The sequence below is a fragment of the Caldicellulosiruptor acetigenus genome, from assembly GCF_026914305.1.
In the GTDB taxonomy this organism is placed as follows: Bacteria; Bacillota; Thermoanaerobacteria; order Caldicellulosiruptorales; family Caldicellulosiruptoraceae; genus Caldicellulosiruptor; species Caldicellulosiruptor acetigenus.
On sequence record NZ_CP113866.1, the window covers coordinates 1653526 to 1668167 of the forward strand.

Sequence of the window (14642 nt, forward strand, 5' to 3'; positions counted from 1 at the left end):
ACTACAGTAAGAATATAGGGAATATCTTTTTTGTCAGCTACGTTTTGGATAATTTTAAGGCTTCTTATAATACTTCTGGCTTTGTTTCTGAAAGAAGATGAGAATTATTTATAATAGCTGTAATATTCATTCCCAGAATGCTCTCAATTTCCTGCATGTTCTGCAAGATTTCTTCCTCGTTTGAATTAAACGGTCTGTATATGTTGGCAACATAAAAAAGACTGTATCCTTTTTTATCAAGCAGCTCTTTGAACTGGCCAACAATTCTACTGCCAAGCTCATCTCCACCTACATCTATTATGTTGACTCCGTTTGAGTTGCTCAGTGCTTCAAAAACCCTGCCAGAAAGAACCGGAAGATCTATACTTTTGTCCTCAAAGTGTGTGGAAATAAAATTTATGTTTTTATTCTCAATAATATGCTTAATACTTCTCAGGTTATAATAAAAATTTATTACATCCGCATCAATTAAATTCACATGGAAAAACTCCCCAAGCTCCAAAGAAACATTTAATGCTATCTCACTCTTGCCACTTCCCGCCGTCCCAACAAAGATGTTTGTTTTCCTGTTGACAAAACTCAAAGGTACTGTCATGCACATTCTTTTCACCCTCATCCCCGTCACAAATTCTTCTTAGCAAATCCTTGGTAACATCTCATAATAAAGCATGTCCAAAATTCTCGTGCCGCCAAAGGTGGTTGACAGATATACTCTCTTTTCCCTACTTTCCTCCACTGTCCCAATCTCGCATGCAAACCCATTGTATTTTCTCAAAATCTCAATAGCTTTCTCTTTTTCATCCCTATTTACAATTGCAACAAACCTACCTTCACAGGCAAGATAATAGCTATCAAGCCCCAGGATATCGCACAGAGCTTTTACCTCATCTGCCACAGGTATCTTTTCTTCCTCAACCTTTATATCAAATCCAGACTTTTGGACAATCTCATTTAAAGCTGTGGCAAGCCCACCTCTTGTAAGGTCTTTCATATACGCAACATCTACTTCTTGCATCAGCTCTGAAATGACATCTAACAAAAGCCCACAGTCGGATTCTATCCTTTCTTCAAACCCAAGGTCTTCATTGTGAGAATATATGCATGCTCCGTGTCTTCCTATATCCCCACTGACAATCACAACTTGATTACTTTCTATTTTTGAAATGGAAGGCATTTTTTTGGTATCTCTTGCAACACCCAAACCGGTTGTATTTATGAATATTCCATCTGCCGCACCCTTTTCCACAACCTTTGTATCCCCTGCAACAACCTCAACTCTTGCCAAATCTGCATATTTCTTTATTGACATTGTAATCCTCTCTAAATCATCCATGGAAAATCCTTCTTCAATTATAAAAGAAACGGTAATATACTTTGGTTCAAGTCCTGCAACAGCTAAGTCATTTACCGTACCACATACAGCAAGCTTCCCAATATCTCCTCCTTTAAAAAAATATGGCTTTACTACAAATGAATCTGTTGATATTCCAACTTTCATATCGTTTAAGGAAAATATTGTTGAATCATCGGCACTTTTCAATATTTCAGAACCAAATATTGGCTTGAAAAGGCCGTCAATCAGCTCATATGTCTGTTTCCCGCCATTGCCATGTTCCTTGCGAATAGTCCTCATCATTTCCACTTCCCGAATCTAAAGTATGCATTGCAAGAACCTTCTTGTGATACCATACACGCACCTTTTGGTGTCTGAGGTGTGCACACCTTTTCAAAAAGAGGACATTCAAAAGGCTTTAATTTGCCTGTGAGCACATCTGTACATCTGCACGCAGAATTAGAAAGACTTTCATATTCATATTTAAGCTGGACTGAAAAGGCAGAATACTCACTTTTAAGTCTCAACCCACCCCCCTCAATCAAGCCAAGTCCTCTAAAATACGCATCAGTTCTTTCAAAAAACCTCTCTATATACCTTTTAGCAACTGTGTTACCTTCTTTTTTTACCACTCTCTTGTACTCATTTTTTACAGTAAAATCATTATTTAAGATACTTTGTGTCAAACTCAGCAAAGAAAGCAAAATATCATACTTTTCAAATCCAGATATTACAGAAGGAAGTTTAAACTCCTCAACAAACCTAAATCCATCAACACCCAAGATTGTCGCAACATGTCCTGGCAGGATAAGCCCGTCCACTTTTATGTGGTCTTTTAAAAGAACTTTTAGCGGCTGGTCAATGGTTTTAAGCTCACATGCAAATTTGACATTCTTCAAACCCTTTTCCAATACCTTTTCTAGGCTTAGAGCAAATGCTGGAACTGTTGTCTCAAACCCCACTGCAGCAATTATTGCTTCTTCATCTTCGGCTATATTCTCAGCAGCATCAACCGGTGAATACATAATTTTAATCTTGGCACCTTCTGCTTTTGCCTCAGCTAAAGACATACTCTTTCCTGGAACTTTCAGTAGGTCTCCAAAAGTGTAGATAGTATAGTTCATTTTTGCAAGCTCAATGAGATTGTCTATATACCCTTCATGAGTTACGCAAACTGGGCAGCCAGGACCTGAAATAAAATCTATATATCCTTTAAAAAGAGTATGAAAACCGTTTCGGTAAATTGAAACAGTATGGGTACCACACACCTCAATTATTCTTAGCTGCCTGCCAATCTTTTCAATGTTGTTTTTTATCGTGTTAACAATAGCATTTGCCTTTTCAAGAGTTTGCATCTCTTACCTCACCAAAAAGTTTTTCTATTTCCTCGGCTTCTTTTTCATCTATTTTTTCAATTGCAACTCCTGAGTGAATAAGTAAATAATCACCCACAGCCACTTCTTTTATTAGAGACACATTTACAGTTTTCTTCAAACCTAAATAGTCAACAATAGCTTTCTTGCCATCTTCTAAAATTTCGACTACCTTTGCAGGATACCCTAAACACATATTTTTAAAACTCCCTTAACAATTTTTTAATAATTGGATTGTATAATATACTTGTCCAGCTGAAATTCCCCCATCGTTTATAGGGAAAAAAGAATTAAAATACACTTTAAAACCTTCTTTCTCAAGCAAAGATACTGTCTTTTCAAGCAAAAGCCTGTTTTGGAACACTCCACCAGATAGTACTACAATGTCTTTATTATAATTTTCTCTCAACCTCTTTGCCACTTCAACAACTATTTTTGCAACGGTGTTGTGAAATTTCGCAGAAATCAAGCTTCTGTCAGCCTTTCTTTTAATATCATTAATAATTTGTTGTAGTATATGCACAATATCTATTTCAGTTTCATGTTCAAAATTCATAACAAAATCATAAAACCCTTCTTCGGTCTTATCAGCAATACTTTCTAAAACCATTGGAATCTGGGCTTCAAAATTGTTTTTCTCACCACACCTTAAAAGCACACCAACAACATCAAATATCCTTCCAAAACTTGAGCAAAGAGGGTAATTCAGTAACCTTGCTGCCTTTACAATTTTCGAAAGAAAATTAGAATTTGCAAAATATTCCTCCGCAAAGTTTTTATCAATTTCATACGCAAAATAGTATGCCAGTCTCACAGGTTCTTTTATAGATTTTTCTCCGCCCACTAAAGGATAGTACTTTAGATGAAATGCTCTTTTCACATTGCTTTTATCAATTATAAATCCTTCACTTCCCCATATGTTCCCATCCAATCCCAAGCCTGTACCGTCAAATGCAAAGCCTATACAGCTATCTAAATTATTTTCAAGCATGCACGAAAACACATGAGCTACATGATGCTGAACATACACAATTTTTTTGTTATTTTTTTGAGCAATCTCCTCAGCAAGGGCGGTTGAAAAATAGTTTTTGTGCAAATCACAGGCAATATAATCATATTCTAAGTTGTAAAGAAAAAGAAGGTCACTTAGTGCAGACCTGTAAAAGTCTATATACTCTTTTGTGTCAAGGTCACCCAGGTATTGGCTCACAATAACCTCATCGTCTTTTTTTAAAGCAACTGTAGCCTTCTCATGACCTCCTAATGCTAAGATATTTTTCTCTACAAATTGTGTTGAAGAAAGTTTTAGTCTCAGAGGAGCAAAACCTCTTCCTGGTCTTGTCAGTACAAACTTATCTTTTACAACAAAAGCAACGCTATCATCGCATCTTCGAACTATTTTTCTGTTGTGATAGAGCACATAGTCACAGGTACCATCAAGTTTTTGAATAGCATCGCTTTCGTCAATAATCATTGGAATTCCTGAGAGGTTGGCAGAGGTTGCAATTAAAAAGTCTCTGCCTGTTTTGCTCAGGATATAGTCCAAAATAGGGGTGTACGCCCTCATTATGCCAAGGGTGTGAAGATTGCTATTCACGTGTGAAAAATGCTCAGTCTTTTTTTCAAAAAGAATTATAGGACATCGTGGAGAAGAAAAAATATCTTCTTCCATCTTATTGACATGGCAATATTTTTTTACTACTTCAATGTCCCGAGCAACAAGTGCTAAGGGCTTGCCTTCTCGTCTCTTGCTTTCAAATAGTCTTTTTACCACAATTTCATTGTATGGGTCACACACCAAGTGAAAGCCGCCTATCCCTTTTATTGCGACTATATATCCCTCTTCAATTTTTTGAGAAACAAAATCTAAAAGTTCAATTGCCTCTCCATGGATATGTTTTTTTTCAGCAAATGAAAAAAGAAAAAGTCTTGGTCCACACACAGGGCACGTTGTTGACTGCGCATTGAATCTTCTGTTGTCCGCAGTAAAGTATTCTTTTTCGCAATCACTGCAAAACTTAAATTGCTTCATAGATGTATTTTCTCTATCATATGGTAAAGTTTCAATAATTGTGTATCTTGGTCCGCAGTTTGTACAGCTAATAAATACGTTGTGATAATGTCTGTGAGATTTGTCATAAAACTCTCTTTTGCAATCCTCACATATCCCTAAGTCATAAGGAAGGACTGTTGAAATCCTATTTTTTTCACTCTCAACAATACAAAACTCTTTTTCACTCTCTACCGGTTCAATCTCATAAACTTCAATTTTCTCTAAAATAGCATTTTTAGGAAGATTAGTTATAATATGCTGTGTTATTTGCTCTGAAGTTGTATCCCCTTGAAACTCAGCCAAAACACCTTCACCAGTATTTTTTACAAACCCAGTAAGTCCAAGTTTTCTTGCAATACTATAAATAAAGGGTCGGAAACCGACCCCTTGCACAAGCCCTTTAAATATAAACCTGTACCTTTTCATAAGCATTTTCCCCTACTTTTTGAAATATGAATCTAAAAGAGTATAAAAGTAATTAACGAGGCTTTCCACACCTTCTTTTGTCCTGAACGATACCTCAAACAGTTTTAAATCTTTGTCTTTTATAGCTTCTAAACCCTTTTTGTATCTTTGCATATCAAAACCAATGGCATCCACTATATCAATCTTTGACAGAACAATAACGTCAGCTTTTTCAAACATTATAGGATATTTATATGGCTTGTCATCACCCTCTGCAGCAGAAGATACAACAACTCTCATGTTTTCTCCTAAATCAAACGACGATGGACAGATAAGATTGCCAATATTTTCAACAAAGATTACCATTTTAGGTAAAAGGTTAAGAGTATCTATTGCTTCTGCAATACTATCTGCAACTAAATGGCAGGCACCGCCTGTGTTTATCTGCAAAACTTTAACTCCGTAGTTTGCAATTTGCTCGGCATCAATTGTTGAAGCAACATCACCTTCGATTACTGCAATGTTAAATACATCTTTGAGATTTTCTATCATACACTTAATAAAAGATGTCTTACCTGCACCAGGTGACCCCATCACATTTACAATATACCATTTATTTTCATCTGCTAACCTTCTTATATTGTCGGCTGCATTTTGATTTCGCTCTAAAATATTTTTTATTACCTTTATTTCCATCTCAATCATCTACCTCTATAGACTCAATGTAAAATTCCTTACCATGTTCTGTAAGCTTGCCTAATGACAAACATTTTGGACACGTAAAATCTTTTGTTCTTTCAAAATATTCACTGCATTTTTGACAGTACAAAAGAGCCTTTTTGGTAATTATTTTGAGCTCTGCACCTTCTAAGATTGTTCCTTTTGTTAGGATATCAAAATAAAATTTTAGCGACTCGTCAATAATTCCGCTAAGCTCCCCAACTACAACTTTAATCTCTGTAACCTTTTTAAAGTCGATATTTTTCAGCTCCTCTTCTGCAATCTTTACAAGCTGCTGTGTAACAAAATACTCATGCATTTTACCATTTTCCTTCCACTTCTGCTTTAAGCTTTAGCCAAAGTCTCCTATTTAACTATTAGTTGCAGCAGCCTGCGCCTTTGGCTGCACTTCATCTTTTACTTCCTGCTTTTTGATGTAAAACTCTTTATAAGTGGTTGGAACGTTAAATTGCTCTTTTGAAATTAAACACTTTTTAGGACAGGACTCAACACATACATTGCAGAGCACGCACTTGTACTGATTTAGCTGCCATGTCCTTGAGTTTCTATCCACCACTATCGCATTTGAAGGACATTTTCTCTGGCAAATACCACAAAAGATACATTTCTCTATCTCTATCTCAAGGCTTCCTCTTGTATCTTTAAAAAATGGCCTCTTTTCCTTCGGATAAAGCCTTGTTGCAGGCTTTGAAAACAGGTTATCAAAAACATTTCTAAGCATCCCAAACATTTTACCATCCCTCTTTTACAAAAACTTTTTTACCTTTCGGTACACGAAATACATGGGTCGATTGTCAAAACAAGCATTGGAACATCTGCAAAATCCACACCCTGAAGCATCTTCACAAGCGCAGGAATATTTGCAAATGTTGGTGTTCTGATTCTGAGCCTTTCTAAGTTCTTTGTCCCGTTTGCCTTTATATAATATACATCTTCTCCTCGTGGCTGTTCAACCCTTGAAATAACCTCACCGTTTGGAAATCCTTTGACCGGCGTTGAAATCTCACCTTCTGGCATCTTAGATATAGCCTGACGAATAAGGTCAATTGACTGATAGCACTCGCGAAGTCTCACTTTCAGTCTTGCATAGCAGTCTCCGTCATTTTCCACAACAGGTTCAAAGTCAAGCTCTCCATATGCTGCATATCCAAGGGTTCGTAGGTCCATACTAATTCCGCTTGCCCTTGCCATTGGTCCTACACAGCCAAGCTCGTAAGCTTCTTGCTTGCTCAGAACTCCAACACCTACAAGTCTTTTCTTGACTGTATAATCGTTCAAAAACGAACCTTCTATCTTCTTTAGCTCCTCTTCCAATTTTGCAAGGTTATTTAAAATGAACTTTTGCTTATCAAGGTCTATATCTCTTCTAACCCCACCAATTATATTTGTGGAAATTATAACTCTTGAACCTGCTGTTGCTTCCATAAGATCCATCACAAGCTCTCTATTTCTCCAGCACTGCATAAAAAGACTTTCAAAACCAAAAGCGTCAGCCAATAGCCCAAGCCACAAATGGTGGCTGTGAAGCCTGTGAAGCTCTGCCCAAATAACTCGCAAATACCTTGCTCTGTCGGGCACTTCAATGCCCATTAGCTCTTCAATTCCCTGGCAATAAGCCAAAGCCTGCTGAAAACTGCATATACCACAAACTCTTTCAACTACATATATGTTCTGATTTATATCCTTTTCCTCAGCAAGTTTTTCAAGTCCTCTATGAACATAACCTATTGCAGGTATCGCTTCAACAACTTTTTCGTCCTCTAAAACAAGCCTAAGCTGCAGAGGTTCCGGCAAAACAGGATGCTGTGGACCAAACGGAACTATTGTTCTTTTCCCCAAAGCCTTCTTACTCTCCTTTCTTCACTTTTACCACTGGCTTTTTGCGCATAGGAGATTCTAAATCTTCTGTTATCATGAACTTTCCTTCGTAATCAATCAAAAGATTTTCAAATTCTATGCCAAACAAATCTTTTATCTCATTTTCAACAAACACAGCTGCAAAATATATGTCCGAAATAGAAGGAACTTTTTCTTCAGATGCTATAGTAACTCTTATATTTGTTACTTGGTAATCCTTATCAAAATGATAGATTATATCAAACCTTCCATCGCCCAAATCAACACATGTTGCAGTAACAAATCTATACCCATCTGCTTTTAAGGCTAAAACTTCTTTCCTCAAATCCTCTTTCTGAAGTTCTTTAAGATTTTGCAACATTCAAAATCTCACCCTTTTTCATATTCTTTTTCTTCTCTTCTAAAAGCTGTGCAGCCTTTAATATTCCTTCCATGATAGCCTCCGGCCGTGGCGCACACCCAGGAACATACACATCAACAGGAACAACTGTATCAGCACCGCCAAGGGTATTGTAACATTCTTTGAATATCCCGCCAGAGCACGCACATGCTCCAATTGCTACAACAGCTTTTGGATGCGGCATCTGTTCATAGATTGTCTTTAAAACTCTTGCGTTTCTGTGGTTGACAGATCCTGATACAACTAATATATCAGCATGTTTGGGATTACCTACATTTATAATTCCAAATCTCTCAACGTCATATACAGGTGTTAACGTTGCCAGTATTTCTATATCACAGCCATTGCAGCTGTTACAATCATAGTGAACAATCCATGGAGACTTTTTCAATGCCTTTCTGAATAACACTTTTTATTTTCACCCCTGTTTTTTATAATAACCTATACTTTATATATACCCAAATAAGATTGACAAGCGCAAAACCAAATGCTACTGACCAAGTAAGCCGTAGCATTATCTTCCATGTAAGCCTTGCTGAGATATTGTCAATTACAATCTCTAAAAAGTAGCAAATTAAAATTGCTACTATCGCGACAAAGATGTTTTTTGCAAAAAATAGCCACACAAAAAGAAGTAAAAGCACAAGCTCGTACCAGTGACCAAGCTCAATCAAGCCAAGAACAGGGCCTGCAAACTCTGTTGTAATGCCCTTTACAAGTTCCTGATGACCATGGTGTGAAGTTGATAAATCAAACGGAGATTTTCGCAGCTTAATAGTCAAAACATAGCTGAATGCTATGAAGATAAATGGCAAATCTAATATCAAAAGGCTTCTGTGTTTCAAAATATCTTCTATATTGAAACTCCCAGTCACAAAGTAAATTGCTACTATCATAGCAATTAAAACAGGCTCATATGCAAGTACAGATATCAATTCCCTGTGAGCGCCTATCCTTGAATATGGCGAATTTGTTGCCATTGCTCCAAGAATGAGCGCTGTTGTAGCAAATGCAAGAATAAATAAAATCAAAAGAAGGTCCATCTTGAGCACAAACATCACAACTGCAACAATGTTAAACATTAGAAACAAAAATGCATATAAAATCTGAGTGTTCGAAACAACAATGGTCTCTTTTGAAAATAGTTTAAAAAGGTCGTAAAAAGGCTGCAAGATAGGCGGTCCAAACCTGTTTTGCATTCTTGCTGTTATTTTGCGGTCAATCCCAGTTAAAAGTCCGCCAACTATAGGCGAAAGTACCACAGCTGCAAGTGTAATCAAAACCTGATTCACTTTAAAATCACCCCAAACATTATTGCGATTAATGCAATTGAAAGAACATTTACAACAAGCGTTACTGTTTTCTCATTTGTCAGTGTTTCAAAATAATAATTTTTGAATTCAAACGGCACAACTTTATCTTTTTCACCTCTGAAAGCAAAATTGTCCGAGTTTTCACATGACATATACACAGGTACATATCTTTTTGGCTTAAACAACCTATATATTAGAGCTCCCAGAACAACTGCTGCTACCAGCACACCAAAAAATACAAGAGGATTAAATCCAAAGAAATCTTTCACATACAAATCTTTTATATTGCTGCTGCTTACCCCTGAATACCTTGCAAAAGAAGACTTGAAAAACGGTACAACAAATTTGTTGGTAAACTGGGTCAAAAAGATGCTTACCAAAACTACAAGTGCTGATATAACCATTAAAGGAATATGTCTTAAAAATTCAAATTTTTCAACCTTGTTTTTCTCTTTGCCATCAGAAAGAACCTTGCCTATGAATTTAGTCCAGAAAACCACTGTAAAAGCACTTCCCAAGATTATCTCAAGCATTGCAACTATATTTTGAGTTGACACCTCAATAGCAATCCATTTTGTAATTAAAACGCCAAATGGCGGAAGCAGCATTGACACACTTCCTAAAAGAGTCAAGAAAGCTACAATTGGCATTTTGTACTTGATTCCGTCCATATCCTCTATGTTTCGGGAACCTATACCCTGTTCTATTGAGCCAACGCACAAGAACAAAAGCGCTTTAGACACACCATGCAAAACTATCAAAAGTGCAGCTGCATATATCGCATATCTGTGTGCTATTGATGACAACGCAATTATAAGACCCAGGTTAGAAATTGTGGAGTACGCCAACACTCTTTTTGCATTTGACTGGAAGATAGCCAAAAGCGCTGCTGACACAAAAGTAAAAGCGCCTGCCACTGCAACTATTCCTCCCAGCCATGTATCAATAAATACCGGTGATAATCTCAAAACTAAGTAAACACCTGCTTTTACCATTGTGCTTGAGTGAAGCAGAGCAGACACAGGTGTTGGTGCCACCATAGCACCAAGTAGCCAGCTCTGGAATGGCATCTGCGCAGACTTTGTAAATGCTGCCAAAGATAAAAATGCAATTGGTATCATCAAAATACTGCTGTCTTGTGAAGATATAATCTCATTCAAAGCAACTGTGCCAGATTTATAGTACATAAATATTATACCTATAACAAAGCTAAGCCCACCTATCGAATTTAAAAGAAGAGCTCTTGTTGCATTTTTGATGCTCTCTTCATTCTGGTCATGAGAAATTAGCAGGAACGAACAGAGTGTGGTAATTTCCCAGAAAAAGTATACCCACAATATGTTGTTTGAAATCACAAGACCGTTCATTGCACCTAAAAAGAGCATGATTATTGCAAAAAATATGTTTTGTCTGCTCTTTTCAAGATGAAGGTGTTTCTCATGCTCATCCATATAAGAAAGTGCAAATATTGCAATCAGCGGCCCTATTATGTTTATCAAAAGAAGCATAATAAGGCTCAAGTGGTCAACAAAAAATACATTTTCAACCTCTAATTTTCCTACTTTAAATTCAAACACGAACATTAAAACAAATTGCAAAATGGCAAGAAGGCTTATAAGCTTGTTCTTAAGGTTTGTAGCAATTAAAAAGATTATTGCTAACAGAAAATAGTCAGCAAATGTTATAAGATACTCAAGTACAGAATTTAAAGAATGAGAAAGTTTGATTGATTTATCACCCTGTGAAATAGAGTATAAAGCTACAACAATTAATATTGCAGACATCAAAAAAACAATAGCTTTTCTAAAACTGCTATTGTTAATAAGAAGAATAAAAAGTGCTGCTATCATGGGTAGAAAAATTAGGAGTAAATAGATGCTCGCCATCTGTTTCTTTCTTGCCCCTTTCTATTTGTGATGATAAACTATTGCTATTAAAGATTATAGCATATAATCTTTGTCTTGTATACAGTATGCAAAAGTTAATTTGTTAACAAACTCCAGAATACAGGTGAAATTCTTACTATTTTTTGTTCAACATTTTAAAAGAAGGTGAGAAGTCTTGATAAAATTAATTGCACTGGATATTGATGGAACACTTTTAGACGATAGAGGTTGTATTCCTCAAATAAACAAAGAGTTTTTAAAAATTGCTGCTCAAAAGCATAAAGTCAGAATAGTACTTTGCACGGGAAGAGGCGCTTCAGCCTTTAAAATTGCAAAAGATTTAGAGCTGCCATGTTCATTAATCTCGGCAAATGGTGTTTATGTCTTCGAAAATCCTAATTTTCCACCTATTATAAAAAATTATCTCACAGAAGCTCAGAAGAAAGCATTAATTGGATTTCTTGATAATAATCATTTTGAAATAGACTACTATATCGTACTGGGATATGAGCAAGATTTTCAGATGATTTATAAAAAGAGAACCAATTATGATAGCTATTTTCTAAGCTTTGTAAATGGCCGCAAACAATTTAAACCTACATATCCGGCGGAGAAGCTTTCAAAGTTTTTAGAGTACCCTATTAGCCATATTGGAATTGTGGGCAAATATGAAAAACTTAAAGAGATTAAAGAAATCCTTAAAACCCTTGAGCTCAATTGCAATATTATTCTTTACTATGCATCAGACAACAAAGAATATGCTTTTTTAGAAGTCTTGAGCAAAGATGCATCAAAAGAAAAAGCCCTTTTGCAATTTATGAGCTATATAAATATTTCACCTGAAAACTTAATGTCAATTGGTGATAACTTCAACGACGTCGGAATGTTCAAAATCTCTGGTATAAGCGTGGCAGTTGCAAATGCACCGGAGGAAGTAAAAAAAGCTGCAAAGTTTGTAACCTCCAGAACAAATAATGAAGGTGCAGTTGCTGAAGCTATTGAAAGGTTCATAATTAAAAGGGATGGGTAAACTATGAACCGCCCATCCCTTTTTATATTTTCTGAGCCTCTATTTATTGTAATTTTCATTTATATACTCCACAGCATCAGCTATAGCCTTTGCAACGGCATCTTTAAAACTATCGCTCAGAAGAAGGTCCAAATCTTGAGGGTTTGTCCCAAATGCAACCTCAACCAACACAGCTGGCATAGAGGAAGTTCTCAGCACAGCCAAGTTGGGTCTTTCCATAATACCCTTGTTCTGTGTGCCAACCTGTTTGACTATGCTGTCAAGTACTATCTGGGCAAACTGCTTGTCTGGAATGATTCCATTTTGCTGTTTCTCTTTATACAAAACCATTGTCCCACGCACAGATGAATTATCAATTGCGTTGTTGTGAATGGAAATAAACAAATCTGCATTTAAACTATTTGCCATCTTTGTTCTGTCATAAAGATCCACAAACTCATCTTTTTCACGCGACATATAAACTTCATAGCCACGGTTTTTGAGCTTTTCCTTAAGTCTTAATGAAATATCTAAATTAAAATCTTTCTCATAATAAGTTACCTTTTTGCCATCTACTACTTTGGTGTATATAGCACCTGGGTCCGAACCCCCATGACCTGGGTCAATGAATATCTTCAATCTCTTCTGAGGTTTTTGTAATTTTTGTGAAAAACTTATTGTGATATTACTTCCACCTTTGCTTATGTTTGCTATGTAGTTAGGATTAATTTGAATGTAAACAATGCACTTGTCCTGCTGATAAACAGAATATACAGTTGTCACAACTGAGCCTTGTAAAGAATACACATCGTCTGCAATGGTGATAGGATATTGGCTTTCAAGTCTTATGGTGTTGCTACTTTGGTCGTAAAAATAGTTTATCTGAGAGACAAAAGGCGAACTCAAAACAAGGCTGGATGGCGGATTTACTTTTAAGCTTGAATACTGGTCAGCAAACACTACTTCTAACTTTCCATCCAGTTTGTTTAAAACAAAGACCTTTGCCCTGGAAGAAAAGACAATTTGAACATTGTTCTGGTCAACATTTGATACTACATAATAATCCACTTTACTATCGTTTACCTGATAAAAATTACTTAGCTGACTGGATGCTTGAGCCCCCTTCAAATTCAAAACTATAAACGACTGGTCTGCACGGTAAATATCGCTTACAACTGTTGGAAAAACATCAAGTTGTGCAACTGTAAAACCATCCGAAGGTATAATATCTATTTTCTGAATTACATATACTGGAGAAGGGGTTATAGTTGAATTCTGTGCATCTTGATTTTGAAAATCTTCACTGCTGTCAACATTTGTGTATACCGGTAAATTTATTGGCAGCTCTATTTCAATCTTTATTTGACTGCCCAGATTGGTTACTTTGTAATCCTTTATAAGAGTTGAATCATAATCAATTACAATGCGTGTAAATAGACTACCATTTGTATCCTTGTTTTGGGCATGTCTTATTCTGAAGATGCCACCTTTGTTTATTTCTATTTTGTTATTTTGTACATTATCAATACTATTTGAAATATCTAAAACTATCCTATCAGGATTGGAAAGCTTGTAGTCCTTGAAAGATACATTTTTGGTAGCTGAAATATTCAGCACAAACTTACCACTCTCTACACTGTACTTTATATCAGTGATGTAGATTGGGTCTTGCGCTCCTTTTGGCAAACCATTTCTCGAAGCAAGAGTATTTTTTTGCTGACTTTGTTTGGAAGGCAACGTCGCAGTTTTTGGCTTGTTAACATTCAAATTTACAAGCTTTTTTGTTTTATCAATATAACAAGAATAGCCAAAAATAGAAGCTATATCTTTTACTAAGATGTATGACTTACCACCACTTACGAAAATCTTAGCTGAAAGATTTTTTTTGTTTTTGTTATAGTAGTAATATGCCTTATCAACATAGAACTGATATGTATCTTTCGCCTTTTTAACCAAGATAGATTTAGATTTTGAATCGTAAGAAAGGCTAAACCCTTTTAACTTGAAAAAATCAGCCAGCGTCACGTAAACATTGCCTTTGCTCTCTAAGGTTTTAATAGAAGAGATGAGCTTTCCTTCGACATAGAGCTTGTACGAGGTGGCAGCAAAAGCAGATACAAAAATCAATATGAAAACTGTTATTGCAGCTACCAGAACTTTTATTTTTTTCATCCCAGAACCTACCCCGCAGAAAATGTAATTTATAGGTATATAATACCCCATTTTGTCGAACAAATCAATTTAAATATTTGCCAACGTATTGTATTTTTAT

15 protein-coding genes are annotated in these 14642 nt (G+C 36.1%); 1 reads left to right on the forward strand and 14 read right to left on the reverse strand.

Annotated features, from left to right (window positions below; genetic code table 11):
* Nucleotides 1-64 precede the first annotated feature (64 nt).
* Genes OTK01_RS08220 through OTK01_RS08280 form a run of 13 tightly spaced genes read right to left on the reverse strand, consistent with a single transcriptional unit; the run spans nucleotide 65 to nucleotide 11361 of the window.
* On the reverse strand, nucleotides 65-601 hold the full coding sequence (locus OTK01_RS08220) for a hypothetical protein (protein ID WP_232841673.1): 537 nt from the start codon (nucleotides 599-601) through the stop codon (nucleotides 65-67).
* A 33-nt stretch (nucleotides 602-634) separates the two neighbouring features.
* A complete protein-coding gene (gene hypE, locus OTK01_RS08225) occupies nucleotides 635-1636 on the reverse strand; it encodes a hydrogenase expression/formation protein HypE (RefSeq protein WP_029228234.1) in 1002 nt (333 codons plus the stop codon).
* A complete protein-coding gene (gene hypD / locus OTK01_RS08230; RefSeq protein WP_029228233.1) occupies nucleotides 1633-2688 on the reverse strand; it encodes a hydrogenase formation protein HypD in 1056 nt (351 codons plus the stop codon). Before hypD ends, hypE begins: the two co-directional genes overlap by 4 nt.
* Nucleotides 2675-2902 (reverse strand): HypC/HybG/HupF family hydrogenase formation chaperone, encoded by a 228-nt coding sequence (locus OTK01_RS08235; protein WP_029228232.1) that lies wholly within the window; start codon nucleotides 2900-2902, stop codon nucleotides 2675-2677. The genes hypD and OTK01_RS08235 overlap by 14 nt, the downstream gene beginning before the upstream one ends.
* Nucleotides 2903-2917: 15 nt before the next feature.
* On the reverse strand, nucleotides 2918-5185 hold the full coding sequence (gene hypF, locus OTK01_RS08240; RefSeq protein WP_029228231.1) for a carbamoyltransferase HypF: 2268 nt from the start codon (nucleotides 5183-5185) through the stop codon (nucleotides 2918-2920).
* Nucleotides 5186-5197: 12 nt separating this feature from the next.
* Nucleotides 5198-5860 carry a hydrogenase nickel incorporation protein HypB gene (hypB, locus tag OTK01_RS08245; RefSeq protein ID WP_029228230.1) on the reverse strand — a complete coding sequence of 221 codons (663 nt, stop codon included), beginning with the start codon at nucleotides 5858-5860 and terminating at the stop codon, nucleotides 5198-5200.
* Nucleotide 5861: 1 nt separating this feature from the next.
* Nucleotides 5862-6203 (reverse strand): hydrogenase maturation nickel metallochaperone HypA, encoded by a 342-nt coding sequence (gene hypA, locus OTK01_RS08250; protein ID WP_029228229.1) that lies wholly within the window; start codon nucleotides 6201-6203, stop codon nucleotides 5862-5864.
* Nucleotides 6204-6254: 51 nt separating this feature from the next.
* On the reverse strand, nucleotides 6255-6635 hold the full coding sequence (locus tag OTK01_RS08255) for a 4Fe-4S binding protein (RefSeq protein WP_029228228.1): 381 nt from the start codon (nucleotides 6633-6635) through the stop codon (nucleotides 6255-6257).
* A gap of 29 nt (nucleotides 6636-6664) precedes the next feature.
* Nucleotides 6665-7744 (reverse strand): hydrogenase large subunit, encoded by a 1080-nt coding sequence (locus tag OTK01_RS08260; protein ID WP_029228227.1) that lies wholly within the window; start codon nucleotides 7742-7744, stop codon nucleotides 6665-6667.
* 7 nt (nucleotides 7745-7751) lie between these two features.
* Nucleotides 7752-8123, reverse strand: coding sequence for an NADH-quinone oxidoreductase subunit C (locus OTK01_RS08265; RefSeq protein WP_029228226.1), 372 nt, complete (start codon nucleotides 8121-8123; stop codon nucleotides 7752-7754).
* Nucleotides 8107-8571, reverse strand: coding sequence for an NADH-quinone oxidoreductase subunit B family protein (locus OTK01_RS08270; RefSeq protein ID WP_013411860.1), 465 nt, complete (start codon nucleotides 8569-8571; stop codon nucleotides 8107-8109). The genes OTK01_RS08265 and OTK01_RS08270 overlap by 17 nt, the downstream gene beginning before the upstream one ends.
* 22 nt (nucleotides 8572-8593) lie before the next feature.
* Entirely contained in the window at nucleotides 8594-9454 is an 861-nt protein-coding gene (locus tag OTK01_RS08275) for a respiratory chain complex I subunit 1 family protein (protein ID WP_013432387.1), read from the reverse strand.
* Complete coding sequence (locus OTK01_RS08280) at nucleotides 9451-11361, reverse strand: NADH-quinone oxidoreductase subunit 5 family protein (protein ID WP_029228225.1); 1911 nt, start codon at nucleotides 11359-11361, stop codon at nucleotides 9451-9453. The genes OTK01_RS08275 and OTK01_RS08280 overlap by 4 nt, the downstream gene beginning before the upstream one ends.
* Nucleotides 11362-11536: 175 nt before the next feature.
* On the opposite strand from OTK01_RS08280, the gene OTK01_RS08285 reads away from it, so the two are divergent.
* Complete coding sequence (locus OTK01_RS08285; protein WP_029228224.1) at nucleotides 11537-12391, forward strand: Cof-type HAD-IIB family hydrolase; 855 nt, start codon at nucleotides 11537-11539, stop codon at nucleotides 12389-12391.
* A 39-nt stretch (nucleotides 12392-12430) separates the two neighbouring features.
* On the opposite strand, the gene OTK01_RS08290 is transcribed toward OTK01_RS08285, so the two are convergent.
* Complete coding sequence (locus OTK01_RS08290) at nucleotides 12431-14542, reverse strand: N-acetylmuramoyl-L-alanine amidase (protein ID WP_029228223.1); 2112 nt, start codon at nucleotides 14540-14542, stop codon at nucleotides 12431-12433.
* Nucleotides 14543-14642 lie beyond the last annotated feature (100 nt).